We start from the raw sequence: 17,419 nt of genomic DNA, 5'->3' as shown, positions 1-17,419 counted from the left end.
GTCACGAAAACCCCATGACAGTTGGTTCCTGCATCTCTTGGCGATGTCAATGAAACTTGCAGCATGGAAGATCTTTACGACGCACCCACTCACGCGCCTGTCGTTGATATTCAAGGGCTAACGAAACACTTTGCATCGCCGAGTGGCTCGGTTACAGCGGTCAACGGGCTCACCTTTAGCGTTCGCGCGGGAGAAATTATCGCGTTTCTCGGCCCCAACGGGGCGGGGAAGACGACAACGATTGACATGATGCTCGGTCTCACGAAGCCCGACGCCGGGAGCGTGAAACTCTTTGGCGTTGATGCCCGGCAAGCAGTGAACGAAGGGCATGTCTCTGCGGTCTTGCAAACTGGCGGGCTTCTCGCCGACATTACCGTTGCTGAAACGATCGGTATTATCGCTAGCCTGCACAAACGCAGGGAGCGAATTCCTGAAGTGATGAAACGTGCCAGGCTCGAAGGTATTGCAAAACGCAAAGTCGGCAAATGCTCTGGCGGCGAGCAGCAACGGGTGAAATTCGCGTTGGCACTTGTGCCAGATCCCGAGTTGCTCATACTCGACGAGCCAACCGCGGGCATGGACGTGCACGCCCGAAAAGCATTCTGGCAAGAAATGCGCGTTGACGCGGCGCGCGGCAGAACGATTATTTTCGCGACGCACTACCTCGAAGAGGCAGAACACTTTGCCGAACGAACGGTTGTTGTTCACCGGGGCACGGTGGTCGCAGACGCGAATACCTCGGAGCTTCGCAACACCCTCGGCACGCGCACGCTGAAGGCGCGTGTGCCCATGGCGCGAGAGGCAGAGTTTACGCGGCTCGCTCGAGAAATTTGCCATGATCCGCGTTCCCAGGTGCGGGTTCAAGGGGGCGAGTTCTGGGCCCGAACTGTTCGTGCAGATCAACTCGCTGCGGCAGTGCTCGAACGGGGCGCAACTGACCTTGAAATAGCGGCCCCAACACTTGAGTCGGCATTCACCACTCTTACTGAGGAGGCATGATGTTTTCGGGCACATTTTATGCAGTTGAGATGAAACGACAGCTGCGAAACCCCTTCGCGCTCGTTTTCACGCTCGGCATGCCAATTGCAATGTACCTGTTGTTTGGTGCCGGTGCCGAGTATGGCTCGGCCCCCATGGGCAAAGGGAACGTCGCCTTTTACGTCATGGTTTCGATGGCCGCATTTGGCACCGCAGTAGCGATGACTTCGGTGTGCTCATTCGCTGCCTCAGAGGTCAGACAGGGGTGGGGGCGCCAGATTGCAGTAACGCCCATGCCGATGCTGGGCTATGCGGCGGTGAAGCTCGCGACCGCGCTGACGTTTTCGATCATCGTTGTCGTGGTGGTGGGAATCGTTGGATGGAGCACTGGGGCTCGCGCTGATGACGCTTGGCGGTGGGCATTGGCCGCGCTCATTATTCTCACCGGTGGGGTCATCTTTGGTGTGTTCGGGCTCGGGGTAGGGCTTACGTTCAACGCAGACTCAGCTTCTTCGCTCGCTTCAATTGCCGTGACCTTCTTTGCGTTTTTCGGCAACGTGTTCATGCCGCTGGAAGGCACGATGCTGTCGATCGCACAGTTCACTCCGATGTATGGTTATGTCTCGCTCGTTCGCTGGCCGATAACCGAGGGAACGTTGCTCGCAGGCGGGAGCGACAATATCTGGCTTGTACTCGGGAATATTGCAATTTGGGCGATACTATTTGCCGCTCTCTGCCTGCTCGGTATTCAACGATCTCGCCGACGCCGCTAGGGTACAACTATGCACGACGTAAAACGGAGCCAAACGGCTGACGAGCCCTGGTCACGATACGGCTGGCTTATGGCAGCCGTTTGGCTTGTGTTCCTTCTGTTCCCGGCGCGAGCCATCGTCTCGGCAGAGAAACCGCCGGTGCTTATGGTGCTTGCCTGGGGCGCCTTGCTGCTCTTTGCTGCGGCCTATACCGCGGGTTTCGTGCTGGGTATGCGGTGCGGTTGGCGTAACCCTTCGCCAATAGTCTTTGTGATGTTTTTTGGCGCAGCGCTTTCGGCCCTTGCAACCGTTCCGACGATTGGCTGGGATGCAACGAGTTTTCTCCCGTTTCTCATGGCTTACGCTTCGTACTGCATGGGCCGAGTATGGCACTGGGGCGTTATTGCAACCTCCTTTGCGATACTTGCCGCTGAGATTTGGGCATTGACTTCGAAAGGCGAGTCGGCGCCATGGGCGCTCGTTGCGGTCATGACGATTATGTCCGTTGTCAACACCGTAAATACTTGGCTCATAGACCGCTCGGTGAGCGCCGATGCTCTGAGAATTAACCTGGCGAAGAGCGAGCAGCGGGAGTCGATCAGCCGTGATATTCACGACCTGCTTGGCCACTCGCTCACCGTGATTAAGCTGAAGTCTGAGCTCGCTGTTCGGCTTATTGACCAAGACCGTGTCAAGGCCAAACGAGAGGTTGAAGAGATTGCGCGTCTCAGCGGCGAAGCCCTTGGTGCGGTTCGAAGCGCCGTAAGCGAGATGCGCCACACCGGTTTTGCCCAGCAGGTGATTGCCTCTCAAACGTGTCTGCGCACGGCTGGCATGAACGTCGCGGTTTCTGGCGATGCGACAGCGTTGTCACAGGCTCAAGCTATTCCTGCCGAGTGGATTCTTCGAGAGGCCACGACGAACGTTCTTCGCCACTCTGATGCCAGGAATGTTGGCATTGAGATTGCGCCTGGAACACTCATCGTGACCGATGATGGGAGAGGCACCGCGCATACTGAGGGTAACGGGCTCTTCGGCATGCAAGAGAGAGCTGCTGCTGCGGGCGCCGCCCTTGCCGTCGAGAGCCAACCAGGGTTAGGAACAAAAGTGAGCCTGCAATGGTGAGTGCTGAGCGACAACGAACAAAACTCCTCATCGTAGACGACCAGGCGCTGGTTCGTGGTGCCCTTGGGGCGCTGCTTGACCTTGAAGAAGACTTTGAGGTTGTCGCGTATGCGACCGATGGTGCGGAGGCTCTGCGGCAGATAGAAGCCTACGCACCCGACGTTTGCTTGATGGATATTCAGATGGGCGGTAATGATGGCATTGCTGCAACCCAACGAATCTCTGAGCAGTACCCTCACGTCGCCGTGCTCATAGTGACGACGTTTGCTCGGCCCGGGTACGTGAACGAGGCGCTCGCCGCAGGGGCAAAAGGCTTTATTGTGAAAGACGCTGCGCCCGAAGCGCTTGCAGAGGCAATTCGTCGGGTGCGTGCGGGCCTGAGAACCATTGACCCGGCGCTTGCAGAAACCACCCTCTTTGCATCAACAAACCCGCTGAGCGACCGTGAACGGCACATCTTGAGGCTCGCCGGTGAAGGCAACAATGCCCCATCGATCGCCGCAGAGGTCTTTCTCTCAGCAGGAACGGTGCGCAACCACCTCTCTTCGATCATTCAAAAACTCGGCGTTGATAACCGGGCGCAGGCATTTGCCTTGGCCAGTCAACGGGGCTGGCTGTAAACGGCACTCTCGTGAGACACTGGTGCCCGAGAACAGAAGGGGTCACCGTGAAGAGCGCTCGGCAGCAGCCAGAAACCAGGCGGGGGTAGCGTCATATGTGCGGTCGCTGCGTTGTCGACATTTCAGAGCAACAATTCGCCGAGACTTTTCCCGGCGCCGTGCTTTCGCCCGCGCTCGGCGACTCATCGTGGAACCTTGCGCCGACCCAGCACCTGCCCATTCTCGTGATGAGCCATAAGCAGCCTGGCCAACGCCGAGTCGAGCTTGCGCGCTGGTCGTTGACGCCACCCTGGTCGCCGACCCTGCAAACCTCGTTCCCGACGTTCAACGCGAGGGCCGAGACGGCGGCGACGAAGGCCACGTGGCAAGATCCGCTGCGTTCGAGGCGTTGCGTCGTGATCATGAACGGGTTTTATGAGTGGAGCGGATCACAGGGCAAGCGAATCCCGCACTATATTCAGGCCCCTCATCAACCGATGCTCGTGGCCGGGTTATACGGGTGGTGGCGTGATCCAGAAGCTGAGGGCCCCGAAGCATGGCACCTCACCGCGGCGGTGCTCACCGACGAAGCCGAGGGGCCGGTGAGCGCGCTGCACGACCGCATACCCGTGTTCATTGAAGAAGCCCACATTGACGCGTGGATCGACCCCGCCAACCCGGGTGCCGGCCCGCTCCTCGAGATGGTTCGTGAGGGCGGTCGGCGCATTGCCCGGCAACTGCGCATCGACGAGGTTGCCCCGCTGAAGGGTGACGGGCCGCACCTCACCGATCCCGTGTAGTGCTCATTCGGGCCGCTCGACAGCCTCGGAGCCGCCGTGTCAGTGGCTGCCAGTATGCTCGCACTATGGCAAAATCAAGCGGCTTCGAATGCACCGAGTGTGGCTGGCGTGCCCCCAAATGGGTGGGGCGCTGCGGCGAGTGTCAGCAGTGGGGCACGGTCATTGAACGAGGGGCTCCTGCCGGTGGTATTGGCAAGAACACCCGTGCGGTGAGGCCCCCAGAAGGCCGTAGCGCGGTGGCGATTACGAAGCTCTCTGGCGACACCGTTAAGCACCGGCCGACCGGCATTTCTGAGCTTGACCGCGTGCTCGGCGGCGGCATCGTGCCGGGAGCTGCGATTCTCTTTTCAGGCGAGCCAGGGGTTGGCAAATCGACGCTACTGCTGAGTGCAGCCGCTGAAGCGGCGAGGCGGGGTGACCGAGTGCTGTACTCGAGCGGCGAAGAGTCGACGGGGCAGGTGCGCATGCGCGCCGAGCGAACCGGTGCGCTTGAAGAGACCCTCTTTCTCGCCGCTGAAACCGACCTTGCCGTTGTGCTCGGCCAAATTGAAGAGGTCAATCCTGATCTCGTCATCATCGACTCGGTGCAAACCATGCAAACCGAGGCCGCGCAGGGCATTGCCGGCGGGCCTGCCCAGGTGCGTGAGGTCGCGGCCACGCTCATTCGGGTGGCAAAAGAGCGAGAGATTCCTGTCGTGCTCGTGGGCCACGTGACGAAAGACGGCATGGTTGCCGGGCCGAGGCTGCTTGAACACCTCGTTGACGTGGTGTGTCACTTCGAAGGGGATCGAGACTCGGCGTTGCGTTTCTTGCGAACGTTGAAAAATCGCTTCGGCCCAACCGACGAGGTCGGCTGCTTCCAGATGCACGGTGAAGGCATCGAGCAGGTTCCCGACCCGAGTGGGCTCTTCCTGAGCCGAAACCGAGAGAGCGTGAGCGGGGTGTGCACGACCATCGCGATGGAAGGGCGTAGGCCACTGCCCGTTGAAGTTCAGGCACTCGTCTCGCCCTCGGCGGCGCCGAACCCTCGCCGAGTCACGAGTGGCGTTGACTCCTCTCGCGTCGCAATGATTCTCGCGGTCATCGAAAAGCGTTGTGGGCAGAAGCTCTCAGACCATGACGTGTACGTCTCAACGGTCGGCGGGGTGAAGCTCGCCGAGCCCGGCACCGACCTCGCGATCGCACTCGCAATTCTCTCGTCGGCCAAAGACCGGGCACTGCACCCAGGCGTTGTTGCCTTCGGCGAAATCAGTCTTGCCGGCGAAATTAGGCCAGTTCAGGCCGGTCAGCAGCGTAGGGCAGAGGCCACGAGGCTCGGCTATCAGCACATTATTGATGACGCGACGGGCTCACTGCGGCAGGCAGCACAGCATACCGCAAGACTCTCAACGTCTGTGGGTTGACGCTGAGCACCGCTTTACACACGAATCATCAAGGAGGAGTACACTTGAACATCGTGACTAACAAAACCGTAGATGTCGTACTTATTGGTGGCGGAATCATGAGCGCCACGCTCGGAACCCTGCTCAAACAGGTGCAGCCAGACTGGTCGATCACGCTCTTCGAGCGCTTCGGCGGCCTCGCCACCGAGAGCTCAAACGCGTGGAACAACGCGGGTACCGGGCACTCAGCGCTCTGTGAGCTGAACTATATGCCCGAGGGCAAAGACGGCTCGCTCTCATCAGCCAAGGCAGTCACGATCAATGAGCAGTTTCAGCTCAGCCGCGAGTGGTGGGCATCGCTCGTTGAAGACGGTGTACTCGGCGAACCAACGTCGTTCATCAACGCAACGCCGCACATGACGTTTGTTCAGGGCGAAAAGAACGTTGACTACCTGCGTCGCCGCTACGAGACGCTCAAGCAAGAACCACTCTTCAAAGAGATGGAATTCACCGACGATCCAGAGAAGATCGCCGAGTGGGCACCCCTCATCATCGACCGCCGCAAGAAGGGCGAAGCGGTAGCCGCTACCCGCTCAATTCACGGCACTGACGTCGATTTCGGTTCGGTCACACGACAGCTCACCAACAACCTCGAGTCTCAGGGCGTCGGGGTCAACATGAACACCCAGGTCAAGAAGGTCAAGCGTCAGAGCGACGGCACCTGGCGCGTGTTCTATCGCGACCACAACACCGACATCTCGAGCACCATCGACGCGAAGTTCGTCTTCGTCGGTGCCGGCGGCGGCGCACTGCAGCTGCTGCAGAGCTCAAAGATTCCCGAGATCAAGGGCTTCGGCGGTTTCCCGATCAGCGGCGAGTTTTTCCGTTGCGACAACCCCGAGGTCGTCTCGCAGCACCGCGCCAAGGTCTACGGTAAAGCCGCGGTTGGCGCACCCCCCATGTCTGTTCCTCACCTCGACGCCCGCATCGTCGACGGTCAAGAGTCACTGCTGTTCGGCCCCTACGCCGGCTTCACCCCGAAGTTCCTCAAGAAGAGCTCGTGGTTTGACCTGCCAGGCTCAATTCGCATGCACAACATCTGGCCCATGATTCGCGTCGGGCTCAGCGAGCTCTCGCTCGTGAAGTACCTGCTCACCGAGCTCATGGCGAGCCGCAACAAGCGCCTCGAGGCACTGCGCGAGTACCTGCCAGCTGCGAAGTCAGAAGACTGGCGCCTCATCACAGCCGGCCAGCGCGTGCAGGTCATGAAGAAAGACAAGAAAAAGGGCGGCGTGCTGCAGTTCGGCACCGAGATCGTCACCGGTGGCGAGGGCACCATCGCAGGCCTGCTCGGCGCATCGCCCGGCGCATCGACCGCTGTGTACGCGATGCTCGACGTCATGAGCAAGTGCTTCCCTGAAAAGTTTGAATCAGAGTGGAAGGCAAAGATCGTCAAGCAGATTCCTTCATACGGCAAAGACATCAACGCAAATGCCGATGTCGCGATGCAATCGCTCGCTGCGACCGCCAAGACCCTCGGCCTCATGAACAACGAGGCCTAAGCGAAGTAATAACCTCTCGCTAATACGGCTGAGGCCCCCGACTCCACACGGAGCGGGGGCCTCAGCCGTATCTACGGTGACTCGCGGTTAGCCAGCGAGCGTCGCCAAGAAAGCGGCGGTGTCCTGCCAGCCGGTGACCTCGTGGCAGCGAACACCGAGCTGCTTCACGGGGTAATCGTTACCGTCAGGGTCTAGCCTGTCGCCAACGAACAGCATGTCGCTCAGCGCGATGCCGGTCTGCTCTGAAAGCTTCTGCATGCCGTAGGCCTTGTCGATGCCCTTGAGCGTGATGTCGACTGACGTTGATCCGCCGCTTCGAACTTCAAGGTGGGGAAGCTTCGCCGCGACGGCCTCTCGCAGCGCATTCTTCTTGGCGCCAGACTGGTCCCACAGCTCTTTCGCCTCAACCGGGGCGCGCTGCCCGAGCGCCGAAAACGTGATCTGTGAGCCGCGATCTTCGATGATGTTGCCCCACACGAGGGCCTCCCAGAGCCCGAGACGCTTCGCCTCAGCCTCGAGCGTCTGCGCCGCGAGCGCGCGATCGGCAAACGGCAGGTTCTCTTCGTACTTCGCCCGCCACGCAGCTCCGTCGTGCAGGTAGTAGCGCGTGCCGCAGGTGGGCAAGAGGTGAAGTTCGCCGAGCAGGTCGAGCGCGTCCGCTTTCGCAAGGTGCTCCCGCAGCGGATCAATGAGCTGCGTCGAGAACTGCTCAAAGTTCCCTCCCGAAATCACTGCGATGGGGGTGACCTTGAGCAGCCGCGTAAGTTCTTGCACGATCGCCTCGGGCGCCCGTGACTTCGAGGGGGCGAGCGTGTCGTCAAGGTCAAACGCCAACAGGCGAAAATCAAGGTTCGTCATGCGTCCCATTCTCCCACAGCGACCCCTGGTAGCCCTCTCGAACCGAGCCATCGGGCGCGCGCACCGCACTCTGATTTTTGTCTCGGGCGATGCAGGAGTAGTATGGTTCGTGGCTCATCGAGCCATCGGGATGTGGCGCAGTTTGGTAGCGCACGTCGTTCGGGACGACGGGGTCGCAGGTTCAAATCCTGTCATCCCGACCATTAGCCCCTCAACTTTCGTTTTAACACCGGCGGGTTGAGGGGCTTACTTGTTTTCAACAGGGCAGTTGAATGTAGACAGTATCGCGCCCCCGCCGAAGCAACCGGCCTGGTTAAACAGCACTCCTTTTGCCCGAACGACAGGAGATGTATACTAAAGCCAATTTTCTTCCAGCAGTCGGTTTCGCCATGCTCGGCGACGACTGCTGAAGAAAGAAACTGTGGTGGGGCATGAAAAAGAGCGCTTGTGTAGGGGCGGCCTTTGTAGGGCTTTCGACAGTCATGGCGTTTGCTACAGCAGCAAACGCGGTGGGAGTTGTTGACCCTGAATGTACCGATACAACCGTGGTCGCATTTGACATAACAGTTCCTGAAGGGCCCAGTGAACTCTCGATTTTCAACTACCAGTTCTACGGCAAATGGGGTTTTCTCGATCCACATCCCCTGGGCGGTAGCGAATTTACCGTCACCAACGAGAACGGTGAGAAGCAGTCAGCTTCTACTGAGGCGGGCATCGCTTGGCAAAACCACCCAGTTGTAGCGGGCAAAAATACTGTGCTCCAGACGATCTTGCCGCAACCAGACGACGCGAGCCCCGACAAAGGGTACTGGCCGATCAGCGTGCATACTCCGGATGCGTTTGATGACTATGACCCGAACAACCCTTTTGCATTGACCATCGATGTTCAGGCATGGCAGACCTGCCAGGCATGGTTGAACAACGCCCGAGTGTATGAGCTAGGGCGTAGCACTGATGACGTTCATGCTTCTGAAATTGAATTTCCTGATTGGGATCTACCGGGATGGGTGCACGATGAACAGCGCCCAGTGAGTTATGCGTATCGGTGCGATCGCATTGAAAAACCAGTAAATTTTGGCGTTTCGAGCTTGGCTCTCGATGCGGGGCTCGCCCTTGAGGAGTTGAGCGTGCAACGCCTCGAAGAGGGAAGCAGCAGTGAAAAACTCGCTTTTGACTCAACGGGGTCGTTTGAGGGCGAAGAAATCGTTGTCGATCTTTCCACGCTTGAGGCTGGTGAGTATAGGATCTCTGCCGCCCTCTCGTATGGGTTGCAAGGAGAGTACGAAGTCAGCCTTTCGACCGTCTTTATGGAAGAAGCAAGGCAAAACGTCACCATCTCGATTGACGATGATGTTCAATGTCTCCCACCAGGGCCCGGGGCAGAGCCTGAACCGAAACCTGACCCTGATCCTGACCCATCGGAGAACCCTGGTGTCACACCTAATCCCGGGACGAAAGTGCCAGTGGCGAATAAGCCACCGTTGGACACTCGGTTGAGCGCAACCGGCTCAAACGGCTCACCACAGCTTCTGACGCTCGGAGTTTTGGCGCTTGTAAGCGGATCAGCTGTGATTGGCGGATCTTTCGCGCTTCAGCGCCGTAAACGGTTACAACAGCGTTATCCCTCTGAATCTGCGAGCGGGCCCCATCCAAAGCGCGAGGACCTTTTTTCAAAAGTAAATAATTGAGCCGAAAATTAAGAAATATCGGTTTTTGGCTTTTCTTTTTCCCCCGACGGGTGCAAAATCAGCATTAGGGATTGGAAAACGGTCAACGTGTGATCGCTGAAACTCTTCACTCAGGGTGCTTCACCTGAGCGTAGGGTTTCTGCACGGCGACCGTCAAAATAGGGGGAAGCCGTGAAGACGGTGCAACACAGGTCACAGACCTTCAAAGGGCGAATCGCTCGTATCGTCGGTATGCTGCTCGCTACGGTTCTGCTCGTACTCGGGGTAGGGGTGCCAGCTACTTCGGCTGCGAACGGTGTGTCTGTGGTCTTTCTTGAGCCCGAGGCCTCGGTACTTTCGGGCGAAACGATTCTTTTCACGGCGAACTGGGAATGCGGTGATCAAAATACTGCGACCTGTAGCAACGGCCGAATCGAAGTTCCCGTTCCGCAGGGGATGCCGGGTAATTTCGAGCTCGGGGTAGGGGCGATTAGCGGTGCCGTCGGTGATAGCTATCCTGGCCATGTTGAAGGCACTGGTTCAAGCCGGGTGATTGTTTGGAACCTGCCGGCCAACCTTACGACTGGTGGAACTCAGACAGTTTGGTTTGAGCTCAAAACCTCAAACTACAGTACCCCCGATGGGACAACGGTCACTCCCGAGATTTCGATTAGCTCATCAAACCTTGGGAACAGTCATGCGGTGTCGCAGCCGGTCACGATTCTTTCTGACGCCGAGTTGAAGGTCTCCAAGCAGCGAGAAGGCGGTGTAGAAACAGAAGATCCCTATGTCGGGAATGAGGTCACTTACAAGGTTCGAGCAGGATATGCTCGCCAATGGAGTTCGACTGGACAATTTGGCCATTATTCGAACATGTGTGGCGAGGACGGTATCTGGGCGATGCAGAACCTCGTCGTTACCGATCACCTGCCTGAGGGTGTTGATTTCGTTTCAGCTAATCTCGGCGGAGAATACGATGAATCGACCAACACGGTGACGTGGAATCTCGGCGATTCAGTGAAAATGATCGACGGAGTTTTGCTCTGTGACGCAACCACATTTGGTCAGGAAATGTTTGTTACCGTTCGCTTTCCTGCCGAACGGTTCACTGACGCAGTGAATAACCATGAGCTGCAGACGAACACCGTCACTGCTCAAGCGAACGCATGGGGTGACGAAGACCATGAGCTTACCGACGATGCGGCAACATCCCACTATCTGCAAATTGGTGCAGATGGTGAGTTTACGTTGCAAAAGGGTAAATCATACGCCGGCTCGAATGGGCAGGGCTGGCAGTTTACTCGTGGGCAACACACGAGCAAGTCTGATGCGGTTCGGGGTTACCTCAACCAATTTTCAATCAAGGCACCGGTAATGCATCAGGCACATGGTCGCTCGTAGACGTGTTGCCGTGTCGCTGGACTTCGCCCGAAAGCGCTGATGATACCGATTGCGCCACACCGGCCTTCACCGACATCTCTTTTGGTGCAAACGGCAACATGTCAGAGCTCCAAGTCCACTGGATTACCAACGCCTCGAGAACCGGTGTCTGCACGATTCCGTCTGGCTCGAATGTCGGCGACACGCATGTTCGGTTCTGCGAGGGACTAACCAGTGAAGACGATATTGCGATGGGAGACGGTGAATGGATCACGAAGTTCTGGCTTGATGACAACCCTGTCAAAGCGGGCTCTGCAGGCAAATTATTCCTCTTCGGCACAGTGAGCGACAGGCTCCCTATCGATAATTCCCAGGCGGTCGCTGACGGTGAGTATCAGCCGCACTTCTTGACAACGGGTAACCCGCCGGGCGGGCCAACGACTCAGGGCACTCCGGTGCGCGGAGTTACTCCATCCTCTGAACATCCATTGTGGGTCACCGTTGAAAACTGCACGTACGACAACACGATTATTTGGAACGGTGGGTCGGCTACTCGCAACGGTTCACTCGTCGATTCGAATCACGAGGGGCGCTGCGGGTATGTGCGGGTCGCGCGTGACGTCATTAACGTCTACGCCGAGAAACGTATGTATAACCCCGACCGTGTGGGCGAGGGGGGCAGTTCAGCCTCTCCTTTCTTTACCCCGGGGGAGCCCGTGCGCATTGATGTGGTAACGCAACGCGACGGGTGGACCGATGAGCCAAAATACGATCAATGGTTCTTCACTCCAAAGGTGACAGAAATCTTGCCAGAGAACCTCGTTTTTGATCCGAAAGACCCCGAGCACCCCGTGTACCTCGCGCTTTCGGGTGAAGGTAGCGACACGGCTGCTCAAGTGATAGCCCGCCTCGGTGAACCGCGGTTGACGCTCGATGAGGTGACAATTGATGGTGCCGCTCGAACCAAGATTGTTATCGATTTTCCCGATGCCCCGGCTGACGGTGGCTTGGAACTCACGCAAGAGATTACGATCGGTTTCGACGCGAGAGTGAAAGAAAACTCGCCGAGATCGACGGGACAGAATTACCTGCTCGTGCAAGCTGCCCAGGCCGAGCACTCGTATCTCGTGTGTGCGAGTCCCGGTAAATACGCTGACCCAGAAAAGCTGACGCCCACCACCACCTGGGGCGACCTTGAGTTCGACAACGCAGTTCAGGGGCCCGACGCTCATACCGGGTGTCGTACTGGAAAAACGTACTCGATCGTCGACGGGCCAGGCATGGCCGCGAATAAACAGGTGAAGGGCACGCTTGATAGCGACTTTGTCTTCTCGCCGCACATCGGTTCGACCGACCGTGCTGGTCAGGCCGAGTACCGCATTCCGCTCAAGAACACGGGCAACGTCGACATGCGCGGGGTTGTGCTCTACGACCTGCTGCCGCGGGTCGGTGACAACGGTGTGAAACCGGGCGCTGGCGCACGCGATTCGGCCTTTGACGTCTTCATGACGGGCCCGGTGACGGGCCTTCCCGCGGACACCGTGGTGCAGTATTCGACGCAGGATGAGCCATGCCGTGGCGAATTAGCGGGGCAGGGCGGCGGATCGCGCGCAAGCGCGCCAGCCGGCTGCTCTGACGACTGGTTCACCGGGGCACCCGCTGATTGGGCCGATGTCACCGCGATCCGCCTCGATTTCGGCGATCGGGTTTGGAAGCCGGGAGACACGTTCACCGGGCTTTTTCCGGCGGTCGCTGGCGAGGACGGTGACTTGACGGGCACCGCCTGGAACAACGTCGCCTTTGCAGCGCTGCGGGCCTCGAACGGCACAGCGATGCTGCCATCAGAAGCGTCGAAGGTTGGCCTGCAACTCACCCCTGACCTGTCGTGGAAGAAAGTTGACGGGCTCGATCCGACCAAGTTACTTACAGGCAGCGAGTGGAAGCTGCGCCCCGTGCTCGAAGAGGGTGCAGCAATGCCTGCCGGCGACTGGCCCAAGGTCATCACCGACTGCTCCGACGCGGCTAACTGTGGTGAAGACCGTGACCCAGCGGCGGGTCAGTTCTCGCTGAAGGGTATTCCGTGGGGCACGTACGAGCTCACCGAAACGAAGGCGCCAGACGGCTACGTTGTGGCATCAGAGCCGATTCGGTTTACGCTCGGTTCTGGTGACCTTAATGTCGACGAGTGGGTCCACGAGCTTGGCAACGTCTCGAACTACAAGGCGGGAGTGGGGCTCACCTGGCAAAAGGTTGATCCTAAGGGTGAACGGCTGAAGGGTGCCGAGTGGCAGCTCGTGCCGGTCGATGAGAACGAGGAGCCCATTACGGGTGCCGAACCCATCGACGTGACCGACTGCGTTGCTGACAGCGCGGGAGACTGCGAGGGCATCGACCAGAGCCCAGAGGGTGGGGTGTTTACGCTCGCGAGCGTTGCCCCCGGGAAGTACCACCTCATTGAAACGAAAGCGCCGGCAGGGTACCAAAAGCTCACGGCCCCGATTCTCGTGACGATCGCTGGCGATACCGCTGTTGACCTCGGCGAGATTGAAAATCGCCAGGTCGAGGTGCCGGTTCTTCCGCTCACGGGCGGCCTCGGAACCCTCATCTTCGTCATCGTTGGCGGCCTCTTGCTCGCGTTCACGCTGTTCTTTGCCGTGCGCACGATCCGCGCACGCCGACTTACATAACTTTCATCTCTCACTCAGCAGCACGACCTGGGCTACCGCTTCGCGAGGGTAGCGCTCAACACACCTCTACCGATTTTCCAGAAAGGAATCGATATGAACACTCACACGAAACCCCGAGCGGTGCGGCGTGGCATAGCCGCGACAGCGGTGATGGCCGTCGGCGCGCTTGGTCTCTTTGTCGGCGCGAGCACCGCTCACGCAGAAGAGATCGACACCACTCGCACCGGCTCGATCACCATTAACAAGTTTGAGGCCCCGGGCGAAGGCCAAATGAACCCAGATGGTAACGGTACGAGGCCTGACTCGAAGCCGATCGATGATGTTGTCTTTGAATACTGCAAGATTGACGGCATTGACCTGCTGAGTGGCGCAAATATTGGCTGGGACACGCTGCGCGGGCTAACCGCCGATGACCTTGTCGGGGCTCGCACCGGTACCGCGCTTGGAAACCTCACCCTCACCGGCTGTACCGTCATGGACCCGACCGTGAACGGCGTGACCGAGACCGGATCGATTGCTCTCGGCGCGTACCTCATTCGAGAGAAGACGGTTCCGGCGCACGTGACAAAGAAGTCCGAGCCGTTCGTCGTCACCGTTCCTACCCCCGGCGTGAACGTTGGCGAGGGCGACGGAACCTGGGTCTACAACGTTAACGTGTACCCGAAGAACGACGTGGGCGATACGCCCGTCAAGACCATCCAGAACCAGCCGACCAACGGCTACGTGCTGGGCTCGAAGATCAACTACACGATCTCGCAGAAGGCACCCGCCGTGACCGGCGACACCTACACGAAGTTCATCGTCACTGACACGCTTGACGAGCGCCTCACCGGCTCAGAGCTGCCCCTTGTGACGCTCAACGGTGCACCACTGACCCTTGGCGACGATTACACGGCTGTGTGGACGAAGGGTGGAACTCCCGAACGCTCGACGCTCACCGTTGAGCTGAGTGGCACGGCCCTTGCCGACCTGACGGTGGGCGACGTTCTGAAGGTCGATTTCATGGCGACGCTCACCACGCTCGGCGATGGCAACATGCCGAACAAGGCGATCGTCAACGTGAACGACCTCGACCTTGATGGCGACAACAACCCCGGCACCCCGACGAACGAGGTATGGACTCGCTGGGGTGGAGTTTCGATGAAGAAGGTTGATGTAGAGACCACCGGCAAAGGCCTGCAGGGCGCTCAGTTTACGCTCTACATCAGCGAGAAGGCCTCTGGCTGCAAGCTGGATGAGGGGCTCGAGCAGGTCAAGAACGCCGACGGCAGCGAATTCATCGTCGAGTCGGGAAGCGACGGCAGCATTCTGATTGATGGGCTGTGGATCGGCGACGACGAGCTGAACGGCGGGCAGATGACCAACGGTCTCAGTGCTCGCTGCTACGTGCTTATCGAGACCCGGGCGCCAAACGGCTTCGTGTTGCCCACCGGCGATGCGGCGAAGACCGAGGTCATCGTGAATCCGGGCGAGGTTACCGAGATCTCGAAGGAGATCACGAACAAGCAGCAGCGAGTTCCTGAGCTGCCACTCACCGGTTCGGCCGGCCAGGTGCTCATGATTGTTGCCGGCCTTGCGCTCGTCGCGGTTGCGGCGGGAACTGTCGTGTTCAACCGACGCAAGCGCGCATAGCGACGGCGTTGTAGCGCACGAGGGGTGGCGGTCACGAACGGTGACCGCCACCCCTTTCTTTGTTGGTTCGCCTAGCCCACGTGCTCAAGGTCGCGCTCGGCGACCTGCTGCCTGCTGATCGCGGCATTTGCTGCTGCGATGAGCGCCTCGAGCGATGCGGTGAGTACCGATGAAGCGATGCCAGCCGCCCACGCGGTTTCGGCGCCGACCCGGTACTCGATGAGTGTGAGCGCCTCGCTGTCGTTGCCCTCGGTGAGGCTCGTCTGGTGCAACTCGAGAATCTCGATTTCGACCCCCTCTGCAGCGAGCGCCGCGGTGAGTGCTTCGACGGGGCCGGTTCCGACATGCTCTGATGAGCGCGAGTGGCCTTCTGGCGTCGTGATTTCGATCGAGGTGCTCAGCTCGGTTCCAACGCCAGAGGTGGCGTAATTCGTGAGTGAGAACGGCTGTTCGATCCGCTCTGGAGCACAGTAGCTCTCGCGAAATACGCGCCAGATCTCGTGAGCGGTGATCTCGGCCCCCGAGGTATCGGTGTGATGCTGAACCCGGCGCGCAAAATCGATTTGAGCTCGGCGCGGCAGCTCGATTCCGTACTCAGTCGCGAGCAGGTAGGCGATACCGCCTTTGCCCGATTGCGAGTTGACCCTGATCACCGCGTCGTAGTTGCGGCCAAGGTCTGCAGGGTCGACCGGCAGATAGGGCACGCGCCACGCGGCTTCATTCACGGGAATCCCGAGTCGAGCCGCTCGTTCCCGGTGCTCGGCGAAGCCCTTGTTGATCGCGTCTTGGTGTGTGCCGCTGAATGCCGTGTGCACGAGGTCGCCTACGTAGGGGTGGCGCTCTGGCACCGTGATGCGGTTGCAGTACTCGACCGTGCGGCGAATCTCGTCGATGTCAGAGAAATCGATCATAGGGTCGATACCCTGTGCGTGCAGGTTGAGCGCGAGTGTCGCGATGTCGACGTTGCCCGTGCGCTCGCCGTTGCCGAAGATGCAGCCCTCGACGCGGTCAGCCCCGGCGAGCACGGCGAGTTCGGCGCAGGCGATGCCCGTGCCGCGATCGTTGTGTGGGTGTACCGAGAGGATCACGCTGTCGCGCCTGGCGAGCCGCTTGTGCATGTACTCGATCTGGTCGGCGTACACGTTCGGGGTCGCCACCTCGACGGTCGCCGGCAGATTCAACACGACAGGGCGTTCGGGGGTAGCCTGCCAGAGTTCGGTGACGCTGTCACAAATGTCGATGACGTAGTCGGGTTCGGTGAGGTTGAAGACTTCGGGCGAGAACTGGAAGCGCACGTTGGGCAGGTGCCCTGCGAGCTCGAGAATGTCGGTTGCGCCGCGCAAGATGAGTTCTTTGAGCTCTGCGGGCTCCTGGCGCAAGACCATATCGCGCCAGGTTGGGGCCGTCGCCGTGTACATGTGAATGACGACGGGGTTTCGAATATCTCTGATCGATTCGACGGTGCGTTCGATGAGGTCACGGCGTGCCGGCGTGAAGACCACGAGGGTCACGTCTTCTGGCGCGAGGGTTCCCTCGGCGAGGAGCCGCACGAAGTCGTAGTCGGTTTGCGACGCTGAGGGGTAGCCGACCTCGATCTCGGTGTAGCCCATCGCGACCATGAGCTCGAAGAAGCGCCGCTTGCGCTCGGGGTCCATGGGCTCAGCGAGCGCTTGGTTGCCGTCTCGCAGATCGACAGGAACCCAGAGCGGTGCCTTCGTGAGGCGCTTCGTGGGCCACTCTCGTTCGGCGTCGGTGAGACCGACAGCAACGCGCTCGTACACGTCGCGGTAACGGTGCGATGGCATTTGTGAGTGCCGTTGCCGGTTCCAGAAGGGTGCATTTTCGGGCCTTGGCCCTGAGGGAGTATTGAATCGTGCGAATGCCGTATGGCTCATGCTCGGTGCTTTCTGTGTGCGTAGGGTGACCGACGCATGCTTCGACTCCACGACGGGGAGCCGGTCGGTTAGGCCCCGTCGTGGCGACGAAGAAGAAGCACT

At 59.4% G+C, this 17,419-nt stretch carries 13 protein-coding genes and 1 tRNA gene; 12 read left to right on the top strand and 2 right to left on the bottom strand.

Going from position 1 to position 17,419, the window contains the following annotated elements; genetic code table 11:
* Positions 1–63 precede the first annotated feature (63 nt).
* The 7 genes from JSO19_RS02545 to JSO19_RS02515 all read left to right on the top strand — a co-directional run bounded on the left by JSO19_RS02545 (position 64) and on the right by JSO19_RS02515 (position 7,198).
* Positions 64–999, top strand: coding sequence for an ABC transporter ATP-binding protein (locus JSO19_RS02545; RefSeq protein ID WP_270909544.1), 936 nt, complete (start codon positions 64–66; stop codon positions 997–999).
* Between the two features lie 29 nt (positions 1,000–1,028).
* The gene (locus tag JSO19_RS02540; protein ID WP_270909543.1) at positions 1,029–1,751 is read left to right on the top strand and encodes an ABC transporter permease; all 723 of its coding nucleotides are present in this window, start codon (positions 1,029–1,031) and stop codon (positions 1,749–1,751) included.
* 9 nt (positions 1,752–1,760) lie between these two features.
* Positions 1,761–2,855: a sensor histidine kinase gene (locus JSO19_RS02535; protein ID WP_270909542.1), complete on the top strand. Its 1,095-nt coding sequence runs from the start codon at positions 1,761–1,763 to the stop codon at positions 2,853–2,855.
* On the top strand, positions 2,849–3,475 hold the full coding sequence (locus JSO19_RS02530; RefSeq protein WP_270909541.1) for a response regulator transcription factor: 627 nt from the start codon (positions 2,849–2,851) through the stop codon (positions 3,473–3,475). Before JSO19_RS02535 ends, JSO19_RS02530 begins: the two co-directional genes overlap by 7 nt.
* 95 nt (positions 3,476–3,570) lie before the next feature.
* A complete protein-coding gene (locus JSO19_RS02525; protein ID WP_270909540.1) occupies positions 3,571–4,254 on the top strand; it encodes an SOS response-associated peptidase in 684 nt (227 codons plus the stop codon).
* Between the two features lie 65 nt (positions 4,255–4,319).
* Positions 4,320–5,657: a DNA repair protein RadA gene (radA, locus tag JSO19_RS02520; RefSeq protein ID WP_270909539.1), complete on the top strand. Its 1,338-nt coding sequence runs from the start codon at positions 4,320–4,322 to the stop codon at positions 5,655–5,657.
* Between the two features lie 53 nt (positions 5,658–5,710).
* On the top strand, positions 5,711–7,198 hold the full coding sequence (locus JSO19_RS02515) for a malate:quinone oxidoreductase (protein ID WP_270909538.1): 1,488 nt from the start codon (positions 5,711–5,713) through the stop codon (positions 7,196–7,198).
* 87 nt (positions 7,199–7,285) lie between these two features.
* Here JSO19_RS02515 and JSO19_RS02510 read toward each other — a convergent pair whose 3' ends face one another.
* Positions 7,286–8,056, bottom strand: coding sequence for an HAD-IIB family hydrolase (locus JSO19_RS02510; protein WP_270909537.1), 771 nt, complete (start codon positions 8,054–8,056; stop codon positions 7,286–7,288).
* 126 nt (positions 8,057–8,182) lie between these two features.
* Between JSO19_RS02510 and JSO19_RS02505 the strand changes: the two genes are divergently transcribed.
* From JSO19_RS02505 to JSO19_RS02485, 5 genes are all read left to right on the top strand, one after another.
* Positions 8,183–8,259: transfer RNA gene (locus JSO19_RS02505), tRNA-Pro, on the top strand.
* Between the two features lie 228 nt (positions 8,260–8,487).
* A complete protein-coding gene (locus JSO19_RS02500) occupies positions 8,488–9,744 on the top strand; it encodes a hypothetical protein (protein ID WP_270909536.1) in 1,257 nt (418 codons plus the stop codon).
* 171 nt (positions 9,745–9,915) lie between these two features.
* Entirely contained in the window at positions 9,916–11,124 is a 1,209-nt protein-coding gene (locus JSO19_RS02495; protein WP_270909535.1) for a hypothetical protein, read from the top strand.
* A 230-nt stretch (positions 11,125–11,354) separates the two neighbouring features.
* Positions 11,355–13,790 (top strand): SpaA isopeptide-forming pilin-related protein, encoded by a 2,436-nt coding sequence (locus JSO19_RS02490; protein ID WP_270909534.1) that lies wholly within the window; start codon positions 11,355–11,357, stop codon positions 13,788–13,790.
* Between the two features lie 93 nt (positions 13,791–13,883).
* Positions 13,884–15,422: a SpaH/EbpB family LPXTG-anchored major pilin gene (locus JSO19_RS02485; protein ID WP_270909533.1), complete on the top strand. Its 1,539-nt coding sequence runs from the start codon at positions 13,884–13,886 to the stop codon at positions 15,420–15,422.
* Between the two features lie 71 nt (positions 15,423–15,493).
* Here the strand turns inward: JSO19_RS02485 and JSO19_RS02480 are convergent, their stop codons facing one another.
* Complete coding sequence (locus JSO19_RS02480; RefSeq protein WP_270909532.1) at positions 15,494–17,227, bottom strand: 2-isopropylmalate synthase; 1,734 nt, start codon at positions 17,225–17,227, stop codon at positions 15,494–15,496.
* Positions 17,228–17,419 lie beyond the last annotated feature (192 nt).

It is taken from the genome of Leucobacter sp. UCMA 4100 (assembly GCF_027853335.1).
Taxonomy (GTDB): Bacteria; Actinomycetota; Actinomycetes; order Actinomycetales; family Microbacteriaceae; genus Leucobacter_A.
The sequence above is the reverse complement of the archived record's forward strand: the minus strand, read 5'-3'. Positions and strand labels throughout refer to the sequence as shown.